This is a genomic window from Streptomyces sp. NPDC013157, from assembly GCF_042899865.1.
Classification (GTDB): Bacteria; Actinomycetota; Actinomycetes; order Streptomycetales; family Streptomycetaceae; genus Streptomyces.
In genome coordinates, this window is record NZ_JBIBAK010000002.1 from 688,773 (window position 1) to 708,222 (window position 19,450).

Below are 19,450 nucleotides of genomic sequence, written 5' to 3' on the forward strand. Positions count from 1 at the left end.
CGACCCCTCAATGGCGCCCGAGAGCCGTGACGAGGTTCGACAGCGGATCGACAGCCTCTACGACCAGGCCGAGAACGCCACCGGGAACTACAACGCCACGCGTGCGTTGAGCGGGGGCTCGCGCTCACGCGGTGTCCCGCTGTTCAAGCGGCCCCGGCGCGACGACCCGGGCCTGGACAACATCGCCCGTGAGTGGTTCGAGGGAGCACGTTCGAAGCTGGGGCCGAGCGTTCCGGCCGCGCTGCCCACCGACCGGCAGCCCGCCCGCCCCGGCCCGCGCCGGCCCGTCAGCGCCATGGCCGCCGACCTGCTCGGCCAGCTGGAGGACTCCGGCCCGGCCCGGCTGGAGCTGACCGCGGGACCGTCCGCGCAGAGCGAGATCGAGGTCGTCCGTGAACTGCCGGCGCGCCCGAAGCTGGAGCTGACGGCGGGGCCCACCGCGGCGCTGCCCGCGGGGTCTTCGGGTGCGCCGCGGGCGCTGCCCGCCGCCGGGCCGCAGCGGCCCACGCCGGGTACCTCGAAGACCAAGAACCAGCTCAAGCTCGCCAAGGCGCGCGAGGTGCTGTCCCAGCGCACCGGGCAGCGCGCGTTCGCCGCCCTCGACGCGGCCCCGGCCCCCGCCGCCCAGGCCGCTCCACCGGCGCCCAGCCCCTGGCCGGCGCCCGAGCGCCAGGCCCCGGCGCAGCCGTGGCAGGCTCCCGCCGCCGGCATACCGAACCAGCGCTCCGGCAGCGGCTCCTTCCGGACCGACTCCCCCGCCGCCACCCGCGCGCTCCCGGCGGTGACCGAGACGGGCGGCATCCCGATCGTGTCCCCGTCGGACACCGGGACCTTCCGCATCATGACCCCGGGGGGTGCCGACAGCGCCCCGACCCGGGCCTCGGCGGACTCGGGCGGCTTCCGCGTCATGACCCCGGGCGGCTCGGGCGGCGGTACCTACCAGAGCGCGGCCGCCATGGACGCGGGCGCCGCCCAGGCCCCGGCACCGTCCCCGGGGGACACCGGCTCCTTCCGCATCATGACGCCGGGTGCCACGGGTTCGTTCCCGATGCCGACCCCGGCCGACGCGGGCGCCTTCCCGACTGCCGACCCCATGGCGAGCACGAGCGTCCTGACGACCGTGGACCCCATGGCGAGCACGAGCTTCTTCCCGACGGCGGCTCCCGCGGACACCGGCGCGTTCCCGACCACCGCCCCCACGAACAGCGGCGCCTTCCCGACGGCGGCGCCCGCCGTTCCCGCGGCCGCTCCCGCCGCGGCCCCCGGCCCGATGGACCCCGGCGGCTTCCGGGTCATGTCGCCGAACGCGGCCGCCGCCTACCCGGACGTACCGCCGGTCACGGCCGACACCGCCTACGGCATCGGCGCGTACACCGCGGCGGCCCCCGCGGCGCCCATGGCCGCCATGCCACCGGCCGCCCCCTTCGCCGCGGCCCCCGCCGCCGACATGTCCGGCGCCTACGCGGCTGGCCTGCAGCCCGCCGACGGTGCCTACGCCTACGCGGCAGGCATGCAGCCCGCCGACGGTGCCTACGCCTACGCGGCAGGCATGCAGCCCGCCGACGGTGCCTACGCCTACGCGGCCACCATGGCCATGCCCACGGCGATGGCAGCGCCCGCCGCCGCGATGCCCACGCCGGCGGGGGCACCGGTGGCGGCCCCCATGGCAGCACCCGCGGCGGCACCGATGGCTGCCCCCATGGCAGCGCCGATGGCGGCACCCCCGGCCCCGGCGATGGCCGCGGCGCCGATGGCCATGACCGCGGCGCCCGAGGCGATGGCGGCGCCCGCGCCCGCCATGGCGATGACCGCCGCCGCCCCGGCCCCGGTCTTCACCGCCCCGCTCCCCACCACGCCCCTGCCGACCGCACCCCCGCAGGTCCCCGCCCCGGCGCCCACCGCAGCCGTGCCCGCGCCCGGCGCCTACGCCGAACCCGGTGCCTTCGTCCAGCCGGGCGTCGGGGCCGAGCCGGGCAAGGCCATGAAGGCGCTGGCGTTCGCCCGGGAGCAGATCGGCCGGCCGTGTGTCTGGGGAGCCACCGGGCCGGGGGCGTACGACGCCTCCAGCCTGACCCAGGCCGCCTGGCGCGCCGCCGGTGTCACGCTGCCGCGTACCGCGCAGGAGCAGACGCTGGCCGGCACGCCGATCACGCTGGCCGCCGTCGAACCCGGTGACCTGGTCTTCTTCTTCGACGACGACAGCCACGTCGGGATCTACGCGGGCGGCGGCACGATGGTGCACGCGCCGAGCCCTGGGGCGCTCATCCGCGAGGAGTCGATCTACAACGCCGGGGAGTCGGCGATCCACCGCGTGATCCGCCCGGCCTGACCCCCTGCCCCCCGGCCGTCGGGCTCAGACCCTCCGCCGCCGCCTGCGCCAGCTCTCGTGGTGGTCCAGGAGGGTCTCCTCGACGGGCCGGTAGGCAAGACCCAGTTCATGGACGCTGCGGCCGTTGTCGACGCGGAAGCGGATGCCGAGGTGCTTGCGTATGTAGTCCTGGGTGAGGCCGAAGAGCGGGCCGAGGACCCGTACCGGGCCGTGCGGGAGCGCGGTGCGCGGCAGGCGCGGGTCCCAGGGGTGGCGGGTGCGGATGATCCGGGACATCTCGTGGAACGACGTCATCGTCTCGTTGGCCACGATGTAACGGCCCCTGGCCGCCGGGTTCTCCGCCGCCGCGATGTGCGCGTCGGCCACGTCGCGGACGTCCGCGGTGGTGAAGCTGAAGTCCGGGGCCCCGTAGCAGAAGTAGCCCTTGAACAGCTCGTCGAGCAGGAAGAGGCTGCCGGACTCGGAGGCGGGGGTGAGGGAGGGGCCCAGGATCAAGCCGGGGTTGATCGAGACCATGCGCCAGCGGTCCTGGGCGGCTTCGGCGTCCCAGGCGGCGCGCTCGGCGACCGTCTTGGCGTAGTGGTAGGGGTTGTCCACCACCGTGCTGGTGGTGTTGAAGTACTTCTCCGTCAGGACCTCGCCGGCCATCCCGCGGACGTCGGCGTAGTCGCCGAAGATCGCGCCCACGGTGGAGGTGAAGACCAGGGTCTCCACCTCCGGCGTGCGCTCGACGCTGCCGAGCACGTTGCGGGTGCCGAGCAACGCCGGGTCCACCACGTCCCGTTGGCCGTCCGTGATCCGCTCCGGCATCAGGAACGGCGAGGCGACGTGGAAGACGGTCGCGCAGCCGTGGAAGGCCGTGTCGAAGGAGCCGTCCGTGAGCAGGTCGGCCTCGAACAGGGTGAGCCTGCCGGGGAAGGCCTCCTGAAGCTCCCACAGGGGCCGTACCTTCGCCGCGTGGGACGCGCGGCGGACGGTCGCGCGCACCCGGTACCCGCGCTCCAGCAGCCGCCGTACCAGATGGCTCCCGACGAACCCGCTGCCGCCGGTCACCGCGACGGTCGTCTCCCCGCGTGCCTGCACGCCCTCACCCCTCGCCCTCCGGCCACCGCGCCTCGGTGCGCCGCAGAGGACAGGGTGGTGCATGCGCCGGGCACCCGCCAAGCGCCGGGAGGCCGCGATGACGTCCGGGACGCCATAAGCCGGACCCGACACACGTCATAAGATCGGCTTATGAGGTCATAGAGCGGACCCGCGTACTAACTTAGGACTGCCTTAGTTTAGGCTTCCCGTTCGAGATCGATTGTCCTCACTCGAAGGGAACCTGATCATGCCGCGCCCCCTGCGGGTAGCCATCGTCGGAGCCGGCCCCGCCGGGATCTACGCCGCCGACGCCCTGCTCAAGTCCGGGGTGGCCGCCGAGCCCGGCGTGTCCATCGACCTCTTCGAGCGGATGCCCGCCCCGTTCGGCCTGATCCGCTACGGCGTCGCGCCCGACCACCCGCGCATCAAGGGCATCATCACGGCCCTGCACCAGGTGCTCGACAAGCCGCAGATCCGCCTCTTCGGCAACGTGGACTACCCGACCGACATCAGCCTCGACGACCTGCGCTCCTTCTACGACGCGGTGGTCTTCTCGACCGGCGCGACCGCCGACCGCGAGCTGCGGATACCCGGGATCGAGCTGGACGGCTCGTACGGCGCCGCCGACTTCGTCTCCTGGTACGACGGCCACCCGGACGTGCCCCGCACCTGGCCCCTGGAGGCGGAGAAGGTCGCGGTCCTCGGCGTCGGCAACGTGGCCCTGGACGTGGCCCGCATCCTCGCCAAGACCGCCGACGAGCTGCTGCCGACCGAGATCCCGCCGAACGTCCACGACGGCCTCAAGGCCAACAAGGCCCTCGAAGTGCACGTCTTCGGCCGCCGCGGCCCGGCGCAGGCGAAGTTCTCCCCGATGGAGCTGCGCGAGCTCGACCACTCCCCGAACATCGAGGTCATCGTCGATCCCGAGGACATCGACTACGACGAGGGCTCGATCGAGACCCGGCGCGGCAACAAGCAGGCCGACATGGTCGCCAAGACCCTGGAGAACTGGGCGATCCGCGACGTCGGCGACCGCCCGCACAAGCTGTTCCTGCACTTCTTCGAGTCGCCGACCGAGATCCTCGGCGAGGACGGCAAGGTCACCGGGCTGCGCACCGAGCGCACCGCCCTGGACGGCACCGGCAACGTCAAGGGCACCGGCGAGTTCAAGGACTGGGACGTCACCGCCGTCTACCGCGCGGTCGGCTACCTCTCCGACAAGCTCCCCAAGCTGCCCTGGGACATCGAGTCGGGCACCGTCCCGGACGAGGGCGGCCGGGTCATCGAGGAGAGCGGCGGCCACCTGCAGTCGACGTACGTCACCGGCTGGATCAGGCGCGGCCCGGTCGGCCTCATCGGCCACACCAAGGGCGACGCCAACGAGACGGTGTCCAACCTGCTGGACGACTACGCGAACGGCCGCCTGCACACCCCCGAGGCGCCCGCGCCGGAGGCCGTGGAGGCCTTCCTCGCCGAGCGCGACGTCCGCTTCACCACCTGGGAGGGCTGGTACCGGCTGGACGCCGCCGAGAAGGCGCTGGGCGAGCCGCAGGGCCGCGAGCGCGTCAAGCTCGTCGAGCGCGAGGACATGCTCCGCGAGAGTGGCGCGTGAGGCACTGAGACGTGACGGGTGAGAGGGGGGCCGACGCACCGCCGTCGGCCCCCCTCTCGTGCTTCCCGGCGGTGTGAACGGGGCCCGCCCCGAAGCGGATGGGCGGGCGGGCCCCGTTCGCCGCACCATTGTCCGGGGCCGGCCGGATCCGGGGCACGGGTGAACGGGCGTCGTATGGCGCACTCGGTTCGCACCCCGGGTGCGGGGCGCACTCGCCGCGCGCGGGCGGCCCCCGCCCTATGAGACACGCTCCCGGGCGGTGATACTGGAGGACGCACTCCCCTCCCACCAGCAGATTGGCCCATGTCGAACACCGCCGCCGACCGTGCCGTCCTTCCGCCGACCGTCTGGGCCGCCCGCGGCCGCCACACGGGTCCGGACTCCGAGGAGGTGATCCGCAGGATCCTGCGCAGCCGCAAGGAGACCGGCGTCCTCGACGACTTCGCGGAACCCCCCTCGCCCGAGGGCTCCGCCCCACGGGTCTTCGAGGCCCGCTGGCGCGTCGACGACGGCACCGTGACGGTGCGCGCCCGGCTGGCCCTCGCCGTCGACTCGCAAGGCCGGCAGGCGGGGCGGGAGTGGCAGCTGATCGCCGAGGCCGACCGCCCCTGGGACGAGACCTGGCCCTCCCCGGCGGCGATGTTCTGGCCCGACGGCGAGGAGGCCGGTGACGGCGGCGAGGCCGCCTGGGACTACCACCCGGCCGTGGCGGGCGTCAGGCTCCGCACGGTCAACCCGCTGCCCGCCGACGACAAGGACATGCGCCGGGTGCTGCGGGACGCGGCGAAGGACGCCTGGTGCGTCAACCTCGTCGTGCACGAGGCGATGACCCCCGACGCACTCGGCCGGCTGCCGCTGGTCCGGCAGCTGCCGCCCGGCCTCGCGCACCGCGTCGTGGAACACCGGGCCGCGCCCCAGCAGTTCCGCGCCGTCAACTGGGCGCTGCGCGACCTCGGGGTCGAGATCCCGCGCGGCGGCGCCGTACTGCTGCCCCCGGACCCGGCGCCGTCGGGCTACGACGCTCAGGAGTACGCGGTGCGCAGCGTCTTCCTGGACGGCTCGGAGCCCACCGAACTGATCGCCGCCGTCCGCCGGTTCGCCGCGCTGCCGAAGCCCGCCCCGCAGGGCGCCGAGGAGGCGCTGGCCGATCTGCGGGACAACTGGACCCTGATGACGCTGGAGGAGGAGCTGGCGCGCGAGCGCAAGCGCGTCGCGCAGTACGCCGAGGCGCTGGAGGCCATGACCAGGTCCCGCGACCTGTACCGGGAGGCCGCCGAGCGGGCCGACGAGGCGCTCGCCGCCCTCCGCGACACCCCCGCCCCGGCCGCACCGGCGCCCCAACCCGCCTCCCCCTTCCAGCAGCTGACCCGCGCCTTCAAGGGACTGCGGGCCCCCAAGGAGAGCGCCGGGCCGGTGGCCATGCCCGAGGACGAAACCGGGAAGACGGACCAGTGAGGGACCCCGGGCCGGATCGGGGCCGGACGACAGGACAGCCATGGACACCACCACGACCGTGCTCGTGATCTGCGCGATCGTCGCCGCGGCCCTGCTGGCCGGCGCCGTCGCCGTACTCGTACGGCTGGTCCGCACCCGGCGCACCCTGCGCCGGGCCGGGCTGCCGACCGGCTCGCGCTGGGTGTTCTGGGGCGCCGTCCTGTATCTGGTGCTCCCCACCGACCTGCTGCCCGACCCGATCTACCTGGACGACATCGGCGTCCTGCTGCTGGCCCTGCGCTCGATGCGCGCGGCGCTGCCGGCGACGGAGGACCCGGAGCTCTGACCGACGGGGCATGATGGGATCGTGCGCGCCACGTTCACCGGTGTCCCCGGTCTGTCCTCGCCCCCCGAAGTCGCCGTGGTCGTCGACGTGATGCGCGCGTTCACGGTGGCGGCCTGGGCGTTCCGGAAGGGCGCCGAGCGGATCGTGTTCGCCGAGACCCTCGACGAGGCGCTGGAGCTGAAAGCCCGTCACCCCGGCTGGCTGGCCTTCCAGGACGGTCCGGTGGTGCCGGGCTTCGACCTGGCCAACTCACCGGCCGAGCTGCGTGCGCTGGACGTCGCGGGCCGCACGGTCGTCCAGAAGACCACCGCCGGGACGACCGGGGCGCTCGCCGTCGCCGGAGCCCGGCTGCTGCTGTGCGCGAGCTTCGTGGTCGCCGGGGCCACCGCGGCCGTGCTGCGGCGCGAGCGGCCCGCCGCGGTCACCTTCGTGGTCACCGGGGACGGCGGGCGGGCCGAGGAGGACCTGGCCTGCGCCGAGTACATCGCCGGGCTGGTGACCGACGGCTCCGTCGCCCCGGGTCCGTTCGTCGAGCGGGCCCGGAACTCCGGCGGGGCGGCGCGGCTCGCCGAGGGCGTGCGGCTCGGCTGGGAGGGCGTGCACCCCGAGGACGTACCGATGTGCCTGGCGACGGACACCTTCCCGTTCGCCATGGCGGCCGCCCGGGAGGACGGCCACCTGGTGCTGCGGCCGGTGGCCGGGGGCTGAGCGGGCCGGCGCCGGCCGGGACCGCCCCGTGATCCGTGCCGCCGGGGGTGCGTATCCGGGCCGTCGTGACGCATTCTTGCTGTGTCACCCACCCGGCGGTGCGCGGACGAGGCAGGACCCGATGAATGGGAGCGGCGAGCACGTGGGCCGGGCGCGTGAGCGGCTGACCGCGCTGCTGGTCGAGGCCTCGACCGGCGCCCTGGGCGCGGCGGGTGCCCACGTCGCCGGGGTGTACCTGCGCTCCGGCACCCCCGGACTGCTGCGGCTGTCCACGCTGGTGGGGCTCCCCGGCCCGCTCTTCAAACCCTGGTGGCGGCTGCACGTGGACCGGCCGTTCCCGGTCGCGGACGCCTACCGGCTCGGGACGCGGGTGGTGCTGCCCAACGCCACGGAGATGGTGCGCCGCTATCCGCAGTTCGCGGCGGGCCTGCCGTTCCAGTTCGGTTCGATCTACACGCCCGTGCCCGGGGCGGAGCCGTCCTTCGGGGTGCTCACCGTGCTCCTTCCCGGTACCGCGGACACCGTGGACGAGCTGCCGGACCTGGACCGGTTGTGCGGGCTGGCCGAGCGCCTGGGGGCCGGGCTGCGCGAGCTGGTGGCCGAGGAGGGCGACGCGGCGGTCGCCTGGGAGGGCGAGCCGGTGTGCGTACGGCCGCCCGCGCCCCGGCCCGGGGCGGCCCGCGTGGGCCGTTTCACCTGGGATCCGGCCACCTCCGCGGTGCACGCGGACGACCGGCTGCACGCCCTGCTCGGCATGACGCCCGAGGATTTCCCCGGCACCGGCGCCGAGCTGGCCGTTGCCGTCGCGCCCGACGACGCCGACGACGTGCTGACCGCGCTGCACGAGACCGCGGCCGGCAAGCCGCCGCACGCCCCGCTGCGGGTGCGGGCCGCGGACGGCGCCCCGCTGCTGCTGGAGCTGTGGCCGCCGCCCGACGCCGTCGACCCGTCGCTGGTCTCCGGGATCGTCGTCGACCCGGGCCCGTCCGCCGCCGACGGAGCGGCCGATCTACTCCCCGAGGGCGTCTTCTGCCTGGACCGCGCCGGGGTCGTCCGCTACGCCAACCCGGCGGTCGTCCGGCTGGCCGGCCGGCCGCGCTCCGAGCTGCTCGGCCGGCCCGTGTGGGAGGCGATGCCGTGGCTGAGCGGGCCGCCGTACGACGACCACTGGCGCAGTGCGCTGCTCGCCAGCGGCCCGGTGCACTTCCAGGCCCGCCGCGGGGACGCCGCCGAGGGCGACTTCCTCGCCCTGTCCGTGTATCCGGGCCAGGACCTGGTCACCTGCACGGTCGTCCCCGCCAGCCGGATGGAGCCGCCCGTGCACCTGCCGCCCGCGACCGAGCCGGGCACGGCGCGCGCCCTCGGGCAGGCCGGCGGCCCCGGCCCCTCGATGACCCCGTTGTACCGGCCGATCGCCCTGGCCATCGCACTGACCGACGCGGTGACCGCCCGGCAGGTGTCCGCGGTGGTGATGCAGGAGCTGCTCCCCGCGTTCGGCGGCCGTCGGCTGGCCATCTACCTGCTCCAGGACCGGCATCTCTACCTGGCCTGGGAGAACGGCTTCCCGCCGGGCTTCCTCGCCCCGTTCGACGGCGTCGGTCTGGACGCCCACATCCCCGGTGTCGAGGCCCTCACCACCGGCAGGCCGCTGTTCTTCGAGTCGATGCGGCGACTGGGCGACACCTACCCGGGTCTCGCCCTGGACGCCGCCGTGGGCGCCCGCGCCTTCCTGCCGCTGATCGCCTCGGGGCGCCCGGTCGGCACCTGCATCCTCGGCTTCGAGGCCGAGCGCGGCTTCAGCACCGAGGAGCGCACCGTCCTCATGGCGCTCGCGGGCCTGATCGCGCACGCGATGGAGAAGGCCCGGCGCTACGACAGCGAGGCCGCCCTCGCCCGCGGTCTCCAGCAGGCGCTGCTGCCCCGCCGGCTGTCGGCGCACCCGCAGGTGGAGACCGCCGGACGGTATCTGCCGGGCACCCAGGGCATGGACGTGGGCGGCGACTGGTACGACGTCGTCGGGGCGGGCGACGGACTCGCGCTGGTCATCGGCGACGTCCAGGGGCACGGCGTGCAGGCGGCCGCCACCATGGGGCAACTGCGCAGCGCGGTCCGGGCCTTCGCGCTCAGCGACCGGCCGCCCGACGAGGTCATGGGCGGCACCAACCGGCTGCTCATCGACCTCGATCCGGGCCAGTTCGCGAGCTGTTGCTACCTGCGCCTGGACCCCGCCACCGGGCGTGCCCGGATCGCCCGGGCCGGTCATCCGCCGCCCCTGCTGCGCGCCCCGGACGGCCGCACCCGCGTCCTGGAGATCCCCGGTGGTGTCGTCCTGGGCGTGGACCCGCGGGCCCGGTATCCGGTGACCGAACTGGAGCTCGCGCCGGACGCGATCCTGGCCCTCTACACGGACGGGCTGGTCGAGCGGCCGGGCGCGGACATCGACGACGGCATCGCCGCGCTGGGGGCGGCCCTGGCCGAGGCCGGGGCGGCACCGGGGCGGCGTGGCGCGCGTACCCTCACCGGGGTGGCCGACCGGCTCACCGCCATGGCCCGGCACGCCACCGACCGCCCCGACGACGTCGCGCTGCTGCTCGCCACCCGCCGTCCGGGGCCCGCGGACCGGGGATGATCGGTACAGAACGGGGTATCGACCCGGTTACCTCCGGGGACGCTCTCGCCTCGCGCGGCCCGGCAGTGTAGACATGGGCTCATGGTCCGTCACCCCGGCCGGTCCGACACTCGGCCGTCCCCATCCGGGACTCCGCGCGCGCCGCTCGCCCAGGGGGAGCGGGAGCCGAGCGGGCCGGGGCGGCTCCGGTCCGGGCGGCTGTGGAAGGCGCTGAGCGGACGCAGCGTGGCCGGACAGGTGTTCGTCCTGCAAGTGGTGATCGTGCTGCTGCTCGTCGTGTCGGCGCTGGCGGCCCTGGTGCTGCAGGAACGGCACGACAGCAGCAGGGAGGCCCGTAACCGCTCCCTGGCCGTCGCCCAGACCTTCGCCGACGCCCCCGGCACGGCGGCGGCGCTGCGGCTGCCCGACCCGACGACGGTGCTCCAGCCGCGGGCGGAGGCGGCCCGCAAGGCGACGGGTGTGGACTTCATCGTCGTCATGAACACCGACGGGATCCGGTACACCCACCCCAAGCCGAACCGCATCGGCAAGAAGTTCGTCGGGAACATCGGGCCCGCGCTGGCCGGCGGGATCGTCACCGAGGAGGTCCACGGCACCATCGGGGAGCTGGTGCAGGCCGTGGTGCCGGTCCGGGACGCGAACGGCACGGTGGTGGGCCTGGTGTCGGCCGGCATCACCACCGCGCACGTGGGCGGCACGGCCGACCAGCAGCTGCCGCTGCTGCTGACGGCGGCCGCCGCGGCGCTGGCCCTGGCGACGGCGGGCACCGCGCTGGTCAGCCGGCGGCTGCTGCGCCAGACGCACGGTCTCGGCCCGGACGAGATGACCCGGATGTACGAGCACCACGACGCGGTGCTGCACTCCGTGCGGGAGGGTGTGCTGATCGTCGGCGGCGACGGCAGGCTGATGCTCGCCAACGACGAGGCGCAGCGCCTGCTGGACCTGCCGGCGGACGCCGAGCGCCGCCGGGTCCTGGACCTCGGCCTGGACGCGGAGACGGCGACGCTGATCGCCTCCGGGCGGGTCGCCACCGACGAGGTGCACCTGGTCAAGGACCGGCTGCTGGCCGTCAACCAGCGCCCCATCGAGGTGCGCGGCGGACCGCCCGGCAGCGTCGTCACCCTGCGCGACTCCACCGAGCTGCGCGCCCTCTCCGGCCGCGCCGAGGTGGCCCGCGAGCGCCTGAACATGCTGTACGACGCCGGGGTGGGCATCGGCACCAGCCTGGACGTCACCCGTACCGCCGAGGAACTCGCGGAGCTGGCCGTGCCGCGGTTCGCGGACTACGCCACCGTCGACCTGTACGAAGCGGTCCTCAAGGGCGAGGAGCCGAAGCCCGGGGACGCGCTGCGCCGGGTGGCGTGCACCGGCATCCGCAAGGACGCCCCGCTGTACCCGGTCGGTGAGCGGTTCCTGTTCGTGCCGTCCTCGCCGCAGGGCCGGAGTCTGCAGGCCGGCGAGTCGGTCGTCGAGCCGCGGCTGCGGGACTCGCCCGGCTGGCGGGCCCAGGACGTGGAGCTGACCGGCCGGATCCTGGAGTTCGGCATCCACTCGCTGATCACGGTGCCGCTGCGGGCCGGGAACATGGTGCTGGGCCTGGCCAACTTCTGCCGCTCGGAGAAGCCCGCCCCGTTCGACACCGAGGAGCTGGCCCTCGCGGAGGAGCTGGTGGCCCGCGCCGCCGTCTCCATCGACAACGCCCGCCGCTACACGCGCGAGCACAGCATGGCGGTGACCCTGCAGCGCAGTCTGCTGCCGCGGAACCTGCCCGCGCAGAGCGCCCTGGACATCGCCTACCGCTATCTGCCGGCCCAGTCCGGTGTGGGCGGGGACTGGTTCGACGTGCTGCCGCTGTCCGGGGCCCGGGTGGCACTGGTGGTCGGCGACGTGGTGGGGCACGGGCTGCACGCGGCGGCGACCATGGGGCGGCTGCGCACCGCGGTGCACAACTTCACGGCGCTGGACCTGCAGCCCGACGAACTGCTGGGCCTGCTGGACGAGTTGGTGGCCCGTATCGACCAGGACGAGATCCCCGCGGACGAAGCGGACACCGCGGCCACGATCACCGGGGCGACCTGTCTGTACGCGATCTACGACCCGGTGTCCCGGCGCTGCACGGTGGCCCGGGCCGGTCATCCGCCGCCCGCGCTGGTCAGGCCGGACGGCAGCGTGGAGTTCGCGGACGTCCCGGCCGGTCCGCCCCTGGGCCTGGGCGGGCTGCCCTTCGAGACGGCCGAGCTGGAGCTGCCCGCGGGCAGCAGCCTGGTCCTGTACACCGACGGGCTGGTGGAGGACCGGCAGCGGGACATCGACGAGGGGCTCGAACTGCTCGCCGGCGCCCTGGAGTCGGCGGCCGGCGGCACCCCGGAGGAGACCTGTGCGGCCGTCCTGGAGCGGCTGCCGGCCCGCCCCAGCGACGACGTGGCGCTGATCGTCGCCCGGACCCGGGCGCTCGGCGCGGACCGGATCGCCGCATGGCAGGTGCCGTCCGATCCGGCGGCCGTCTCCGAGGTGCGGTCCAGGGTGACCCGGCAGCTGGCGGACTGGGACCTGGACGAGCTGTCGTTCACCACCGAGCTGATCCTCAGCGAGCTGGTCACCAACGCCATCCGGCACGGCCGGGCGCCCATCGGGGTACGGCTGCTGCGCGACCGGACGCTGATCTGCGAGGTCTCCGACGGCAGCACCACCTCCCCGCACCTGCGGTACGCGGCGAGCACCGACGAGGGCGGCCGGGGCCTGTTCCTGGTCGCGCAGCTGGCCGAGCGGTGGGGCACCCGCTACACACCCGCCGGGAAGGTCATCTGGGCGGAGCAGCCGCTGCCGTGACCCTCAGCCGAGCGCGCGGTCCAGGTTGAAGGCGGCGCTGATGAGGGAGAGATGGGTGAACGCCTGCGGGAAGTTGCCCTGTTGCTCGCCGGTGCGGCCGATTTCCTCGGCGTACAGGCCGAGATGGTTGGCGTAGGTGAGCATCTTCTCGAAGGCGAGCCGGGCCTCGTCCACGCGCCCGGCGCGCACCAGGGCCTCCACGTACCAGAAGGAGCAGATGGAGAAGGTGCCCTCGTCGCCGCGGAGGCCGTCGGGGCTGGCCTGCGGGTCGTAGCGGTAGACGAGGGAGTCGGAGACCAGGTCCTCGGTGAGGGCGTCCAGGGTGGACAGCCACTTGGGGTCGGTCGGGGCGATGAACTTGGCCAGGGGCATCATCAGGAGCGAGGCGTCGAGGACGTCGCCGCCCTCGTGCTGGACGAAGGCGCCGCGCCGCTCGGACCAGCCGCGGTCCATGATCCACCGGTAGATGGCGTCGCGGGACTGCCGCCAGCGGGGCAGGTCGGCGGGGAGGCCGCGCCGGTTGGCGAGGCGGATCGCCCGCTCGACGGCGACCCAGCACATCAGACGCGAGTAGAGGAAGTTCTTGCGGCCGCCGCGGGTCTCCCAGACGCCCTCGTCGGGCTGGTCCCAGTGGTCGCAGACCCAGCCCACGAGGCGGGTGACGTCGTCCCACTGGTCGCTGGAGATGGGCTCGGCCCACTTGTCGTAGAGGTAGATCGAGTCGATGAGGGCGCCGTAGATGTCGAGCTGGAGCTGGCCCGCGGCGCCGTTGCCGACCCGGACCGGGGCGGAGCCGCAGTGGCCCTCCAGGTGGGTGAGCTCGCGTTCGGGCAGGTCGGAGCGGCCGTCGATGCCGTACATGATCTGCAGCGGGCCGGAGGCGAAGCCGTCGCCGGGGCTGATGTAGGTGGTCACGAACTTCATGAAGGCCGCGGCCTCGCTGCTGAAGCCGAGCCGCAGCAGGGCGTAGACGGCGAAGGCGGCGTCGCGGATCCAGACATAGCGGTAGTCCCAGTTGCGTTCGCCGCCGACCTGCTCGGGGAGGCTGGTGGTGGGGGCCGCCACGATGGCTCCGGTGGGGGCGTAGGTGAGCAGCTTCAGGGTGAGCGCCGAGCGGTGCACCATCTCGCGCCAGCGGCCCCGGTAGCGGGACTGGTGGAGCCAGCGCCGCCAGTAGCAGACGGTGGTCTCGAACTGCTGCTCGGCCTCGGCGCGGGCGCAGCCGCGGGGGGCGATGTCCTCGCCGGCCTGGTCGAGGGCGAAGACGGCGGTCTCGCCCTCGGAGAGCTTGAAGTCGGCACAGGCGTCCGGGCCGTCGCTCTCCAGGGCCACCGTGGAGGTGAGCTGCAGGGACATGGCCTCCGACTCGAACAGCGCGGTGTCACCGAGCGTGCGCAGGGTGTGCGGGTCGGCGCCGTAGTTGAAGCGGGGGGCCACCCGGACGCGGAAGGGCACGGTGCCGCGCACGCAGAGCACCCGGCGGATCAGCCGGTGCCGCGCGCACTCGGCCGACTCCCCCGTGACCGGCATGAAGTCCTGGACCTCGCCGACGCCCTCGTCGGTGTAGAACCGGGTGATCAGGACGTTGGTGTCGGGGAAGTAGAACTGCTTGGTCCGCGCCGGTACGGTGGCGGCCAGCGCGAAGAAACCGCCGCGCTCGGCGTCCAGGACGGCGGCGAAGACGCTGGGGGCGTCGAAGGACGGGATGCAGTACCAGTCGATCGTGCCGTCGCTGCCGACCAGGGCCACGCTGCGCAGGTCACCGATCAGTCCGTGCTCGGCGATCGGCAGGTAGCGGTGGCTCCCGGGCACATCCTGGAAGAACGGCTGCTCGGCCATCGTGACGGCCTCCCCAGAACGGATGTACGGTCACCATACAGCCTAAATGGGGCGAACTGCTTTCCGGACAGGCCCGGGCCGCTCGGGATGCGGGGTACGGCCGGGCGGGCAATCGTGAGAGTGTGCACCCCGCTCCGTGAAGGAGGGACCATGTCGACCTCAGAACCCGAAGCGTCCCGGTCGCCCGAGGACCGCGCCACCCCGGACTCCCTGCTGCACAGCGCCCCCGGCACCGGGGTGGCGCCCGAGGACCTGGTGATGGCGTCGGGCCGGGACGTCACCCCGGAGACGCTGGAATGGGCCAGGAAGAAGATGGAGCGCGAGGGGCCTAACTGCATCGAGCGGCTCCTGCCCTGACACCGGCGACCCGCGGGGCCCGTGACGCGCGCAACGGGCCTGGTCCGTACCGGATTTCACGCGAAGGTTGCCCGTTCACCCTTTCGAAGCGAGGGCGGCTGCTGACAGACTTCGCAGGGTGCCCGACTTCGACATGCTCGTCATCGGTTCCGGACCCGGCGGCCAGAAGGCCGCCATCGCCGCGGCCAAACTCGGCCGCCGGGTCGCCGTCGTGGACAGCCCCGACATGGTCGGCGGCGTGTCCATCCACACCGGCACCATCCCCTCCAAGACCCTGCGCGAGGCGGTCCTCTACCTGACCGGCCTGACCCAGCGCGACCTGTACGGCCAGAGCTACCGGCTGAAGGAGGACATCACCGTCGCCGACCTGACCGCGCGCACCCAGCACGTGGTCGGCCGTGAGGTGGACGTCATCCGCAACCAGCTCTCCCGCAACCACGTCACCCTCTGCTCCGGCGTCGGCCGGTTCGTCGACCCGCACACCGTGGCCCTGCGCGAACCGACCGGCAACGAAAGGCTGTTGAGCGCCGAGCACATCATCATCGCCACCGGCACCCGGCCGGCCCGCCCGGACAGCGTCGAGTTCGACGGCCGCACCATCATGGACTCCGACAACGTGCTGTCGCTGGAGCGGGTGCCGCGCTCCATGGTCATCGTCGGTGCCGGTGTCATCGGCATGGAGTACGCCAGCATGTTCGCCGCGCTGGGCAGCAAGGTCACGGTGGTCGAGAAGCGCGCGGCCATGCTCGACATGTGCGACGTCGAGGTCGTCGAGTCGCTCAAGTACCACCTGCGGGACCTGGCCGTCACCTTCCGGTTCGGGGAGACCGTGGCCGCCGTCGAACGGCATCCGCGGGGCACGCTGACCGTGCTCGAGAGCGGCAAGAAGATACCGGCGGACACGGTGATGTACTCGGCGGGCCGCCAGGGCCTCACCGACGGACTCGACCTCGACAAGGCGGGCCTGTCCGCGGACCGGCGCGGCCGGATCACGGTGGACGAGCACTTCCGCACCGGGGTTCCGCACATCTACGCCGTCGGCGACGTCATCGGCTTCCCGGCACTCGCCGCGACCTCGATGGAGCAGGGCCGGGTCGCCGCGTACCACGCCTGCGGGGAACCGGTCGGGCAGATGGACAACCTCCAGCCCATCGGCATCTACACGATTCCGGAGATCAGCTTCGTCGGCCGGACCGAGGACCAACTCACCGGGGACAGCGTCCCGTTCGAGGTCGGGGTGGCCCGCTACCGGGAGCTGGCCCGGGGCCAGATCATCGGCGACTCGCACGGCATGCTCAAGCTCCTGGTCTCTCCCGAGGACCGTCGGCTGCTCGGTGTGCACTGCTTCGGTACCGGAGCGACAGAACTGATCCATATCGGTCAGTCGGTGATGGGCTGCGGTGGCACGGTCGACTACCTCGTGGATGCGGTGTTCAACTACCCGACGCTCGCGGAGTCGTACAAGGTCGCGGCCCTCGACGCCACCAACAAGCTGCGGCAGCTCGACCGGCTGGAGGACTGAGAGGCCGACGGAACCGCTGCTTCCGGCGTGAGAGTTGTCAGCCTCAGGTGGCATATGTGATTACCGGTCGGTCAGCTTGAAAGGTCAAAGAGTGCCGCTATAGTCACACCCACACACGCGGTGTGACCGTTCGCCGACTCTGGGCATGCGGCCTTCACCATCCCTTTCCCTTCCGACCGGTCCCCTGCCCGAGGCCACCCCTCAGCGGGCGTGGGGCGGGTCGTGCACCCCCCACCCGTACCGCCGCGGGTCTGCACTCCCGTGCGCCCTGCTCGACCGGAAAGCAGCACAACCATGAGCAACAACAGGGGCAGAGGGCTCCAGGCCAACGCCCTCGGCACGTTCGACACCGTGGTCATGGCCGTCGCGGGCAGCGCACCGGCGTACTCGCTGGCCGCGACCACCGCGGTGCTGGTCGGGGCGGTGGGGCTGGCCAGTCCGGCCGCCCTGCTGTGGTGTGCGATACCGATGCTGGGCATCGCGCTCGCCTTCAGCTACCTGGGCCGCATCGACGTGAACGCGGGCGCGAGCTACTCCTGGGTGGGCCGCACGCTGCACCCCTTCCTCGGCTTCGTCAGCGGCTGGGCGCTGGTGGTGTCCGCGACCATCTTCATGGTGGCCGGCTCGCTGCCCGCCGGGTCGATGACCCTGTCCCTGTTCGACGCGGACCTCGCCGACAACGTGGCCCTGTCCACGGTGGTCGGCGCCGCCTGGTTCCTGGTCATGCTGGCGGTGGTGCTCGGCGGCGCCCGCCTCACCGTGCGCGCCCAGCTGCTGATGTCCGGCATCGAGCTGGCGATCCTGCTGCTCTTCGCGGTGCTGGCCCTCTTCCACACCGGCAACGCCCGCACCTTCGACTGGTCCTGGCTCGGCTTCTCCCACTTCGACGGCGTCTCCGGCTTCGCCTCGGGCGCGCTGATCGCCGCGTTCTACTACTGGGGCTGGGACGTCACCAGCAACCTCAGCGAGGAGACCCGCAACTCCCGCCGTACCACGGGCCTCGCGGGCCTGATCGGCGTCGGCATCGTCTTCGCCCTGTTCGAGGTGTTCACCATCGCCGTGAACATCATCCTGTCCTCGGACCAGATCGCCGCGAACGACGCCAACGTACTGGCCGTGCTGGGCGACCAGGTCGCGCCGGGCTGGGGCGGCAAGGTACTGATCGTCGCCGTGATGCTGTCCACCATCGCCACCCTGGAGACCACCCTCATCCAGGTCACCCGCTCGCTGTTCGCGATGGGCCGCGACCGCACGATGCCGACCGCGCTGGGCAGGGTGCACCGCACCTGGAACACCCCGCACGTGGCGATCGGTGTGGTCGGCGCGGTGGCGCTGGTGATGTTCATCGCCTCCAACGCGCTGGGCTCGGTGGGCGAGATCCTCTCCGACGCCATTTCGGCGATCGGCCTCCAGATCGCCGTCTACTACGGTCTCGCCGGCCTCGCGGTGGTCGTGGCCTACCGCAAGATGCTGTTCAAGTCGGCGGGCAACTTCCTGCTCGGCGGGCTGTGGCCGCTGCTCGGCGCGGTGTTCATGTTCTGGATCTTCGTCGAGTCGCTCGGCGAACTGAGCACAGCGGCGATCGCGATCGGCATCGGCGGTCTGGCCGTCGGCCTGGTCCCGATGCTCTGGTACTGGAAGCAGGGCAGCGACTACTACCGGCCGGCCAAGCTGGACGCCACCCGCACGGTCGAGGCCGACTACGTGCCCGACGACCCAGCCACCGTGCAGGCCCAGGCTTACGAAGGCCTCCCCACCGACTTCTGAGGTACGAGTCCGATGGCGCGTGACCGTTTCGCCCCCGACTTCGACCCGGACTGCGGGGACGAATCCCTCACCTCGGCCCGTCAGGACATCGTCATCGGCCGCTGGCAGGGCCTGCGGGAACTGCTCCGGGCCACCGGCCCGCACTGGCTGGCCCGGGGACACCGGGTCCGGCTGCTGGCGCAGGCCTGCGCGGGCAACTCGACGGCCGAGTCCTGGCTGGCCGCCGAGCCGCACGGCGCCGACGCGCTGGTGCTGCGGGCGGCGACCGAGACGGCCCGGGCGTTCACCCTGGCCATCTCGGCGGGCCGGGGTGTACCCATCGACCGGGCCAGGATCGACACCGCCGTGCTGGCCTGCCTGGCCGCCGCCGAGGCGTACCCGCAGGACCCGACCCCCTGGGTCTCCCTGATCTCGGTGGCCCGGCTGTATCCGGCCGGGGTGCGCCGGCAGGAACTCGCCCGCTGGTGGGACGAGTTGCACCGGCGCGACCCGTACAACGTGGAGGGCCACCTCCAGGTGCTCCACTACTACTCCGCGCGCTGGCACGGCACGCACGGCCTGATGTACGACTTCGCCCGGGACGCGGCCGGGGTCGCCCCGCCGGGCTGCGCGCTGCCCGTCCTGGTGCAGTACGCCCGCGTCGAGGAGTTCCGGTACGCCCTGGACACGGCGCAGGGACAGCAGAACACGGTCGCGCTCAGCCAGCACTGGAAGCACGACGGTGCGGTCAGCGACGTACGGCGCACCTGGGAGCGCTGGATCGCCCAGCGCGGCGAGGGCCCGGTCGCCCCGGGCGAGCTGCGTGACCTCAACCACCTGACGCACGCGGCCTGTCAGGCGGGCGTCACGGACGTCGCCGCGGAGCTGCTGCGGCTCCAGGGGCGGCGGGCGACCCGCACGCCGTGGTCGTACACCGGCGACGCGGAGAAGCAGATCGTCAAGTGGCGGGCGGATCTGAAATTGCGTGGTTGATACGCCGTGTGTCGACTGCGGCG

Annotated in this window: 13 protein-coding genes; 11 read left to right on the plus strand and 2 right to left on the minus strand. The window is 73.3% G+C overall.

The genetic code is table 11. The annotated features are described in order from the left end of the window. Window positions 1-10 precede the first annotated feature (10 nt). Window positions 11-2,329, plus strand: a complete 2,319-nt coding sequence (locus tag ACFY6U_RS08510; protein ID WP_390035960.1) for an NlpC/P60 family protein — start codon at window positions 11-13, stop codon at window positions 2,327-2,329. Window positions 2,330-2,353: 24 nt separating this feature from the next. Here the strand turns inward: ACFY6U_RS08510 and ACFY6U_RS08515 are convergent, their stop codons facing one another. After that, window positions 2,354-3,412 (minus strand): NAD-dependent epimerase/dehydratase family protein, encoded by a 1,059-nt coding sequence (locus ACFY6U_RS08515; RefSeq protein WP_390035962.1) that lies wholly within the window; start codon window positions 3,410-3,412, stop codon window positions 2,354-2,356. A 247-nt stretch (window positions 3,413-3,659) separates the two neighbouring features. Here ACFY6U_RS08515 and ACFY6U_RS08520 point away from each other — a divergent pair, with 247 nt between their 5' ends. From ACFY6U_RS08520 to ACFY6U_RS08545, 6 genes are all read left to right on the plus strand, one after another. Next, window positions 3,660-5,024, plus strand: coding sequence for an FAD-dependent oxidoreductase (locus ACFY6U_RS08520; protein WP_390035964.1), 1,365 nt, complete (start codon window positions 3,660-3,662; stop codon window positions 5,022-5,024). Window positions 5,025-5,327: 303 nt separating this feature from the next. After that, on the plus strand, window positions 5,328-6,479 hold the full coding sequence (locus ACFY6U_RS08525; protein WP_390035966.1) for a hypothetical protein: 1,152 nt from the start codon (window positions 5,328-5,330) through the stop codon (window positions 6,477-6,479). A gap of 40 nt (window positions 6,480-6,519) precedes the next feature. Then, complete coding sequence (locus ACFY6U_RS08530) at window positions 6,520-6,804, plus strand: YkvA family protein (RefSeq protein WP_390035967.1); 285 nt, start codon at window positions 6,520-6,522, stop codon at window positions 6,802-6,804. Between the two features lie 21 nt (window positions 6,805-6,825). Next, a complete protein-coding gene (locus tag ACFY6U_RS08535; RefSeq protein WP_390035969.1) occupies window positions 6,826-7,512 on the plus strand; it encodes a 2-phosphosulfolactate phosphatase in 687 nt (228 codons plus the stop codon). A gap of 121 nt (window positions 7,513-7,633) precedes the next feature. After that, window positions 7,634-10,141, plus strand: coding sequence for a SpoIIE family protein phosphatase (locus ACFY6U_RS08540; protein ID WP_390035971.1), 2,508 nt, complete (start codon window positions 7,634-7,636; stop codon window positions 10,139-10,141). Window positions 10,142-10,222: 81 nt separating this feature from the next. Next, window positions 10,223-12,970 (plus strand): SpoIIE family protein phosphatase, encoded by a 2,748-nt coding sequence (locus ACFY6U_RS08545; protein ID WP_390035973.1) that lies wholly within the window; start codon window positions 10,223-10,225, stop codon window positions 12,968-12,970. A 3-nt stretch (window positions 12,971-12,973) separates the two neighbouring features. On the opposite strand, the gene ACFY6U_RS08550 is transcribed toward ACFY6U_RS08545, so the two are convergent. After that, window positions 12,974-14,809, minus strand: coding sequence for a glycoside hydrolase family 15 protein (locus ACFY6U_RS08550; RefSeq protein WP_390035975.1), 1,836 nt, complete (start codon window positions 14,807-14,809; stop codon window positions 12,974-12,976). Window positions 14,810-14,959: 150 nt separating this feature from the next. On the opposite strand from ACFY6U_RS08550, the gene ACFY6U_RS08555 reads away from it, so the two are divergent. From ACFY6U_RS08555 to ACFY6U_RS08570, 4 genes are all read left to right on the plus strand, one after another. After that, window positions 14,960-15,166 (plus strand): hypothetical protein, encoded by a 207-nt coding sequence (locus tag ACFY6U_RS08555; protein WP_351498364.1) that lies wholly within the window; start codon window positions 14,960-14,962, stop codon window positions 15,164-15,166. A 118-nt stretch (window positions 15,167-15,284) separates the two neighbouring features. Continuing rightward, window positions 15,285-16,688: a Si-specific NAD(P)(+) transhydrogenase gene (sthA, locus tag ACFY6U_RS08560; protein ID WP_390035977.1), complete on the plus strand. Its 1,404-nt coding sequence runs from the start codon at window positions 15,285-15,287 to the stop codon at window positions 16,686-16,688. 294 nt (window positions 16,689-16,982) lie between these two features. After that, window positions 16,983-18,455 carry an APC family permease gene (locus ACFY6U_RS08565; RefSeq protein WP_390035979.1) on the plus strand — a complete coding sequence of 491 codons (1,473 nt, stop codon included), beginning with the start codon at window positions 16,983-16,985 and terminating at the stop codon, window positions 18,453-18,455. Between the two features lie 12 nt (window positions 18,456-18,467). After that, entirely contained in the window at window positions 18,468-19,427 is a 960-nt protein-coding gene (locus ACFY6U_RS08570) for a hypothetical protein (protein ID WP_390035981.1), read from the plus strand. Window positions 19,428-19,450: the final 23 nt, after the last annotated feature.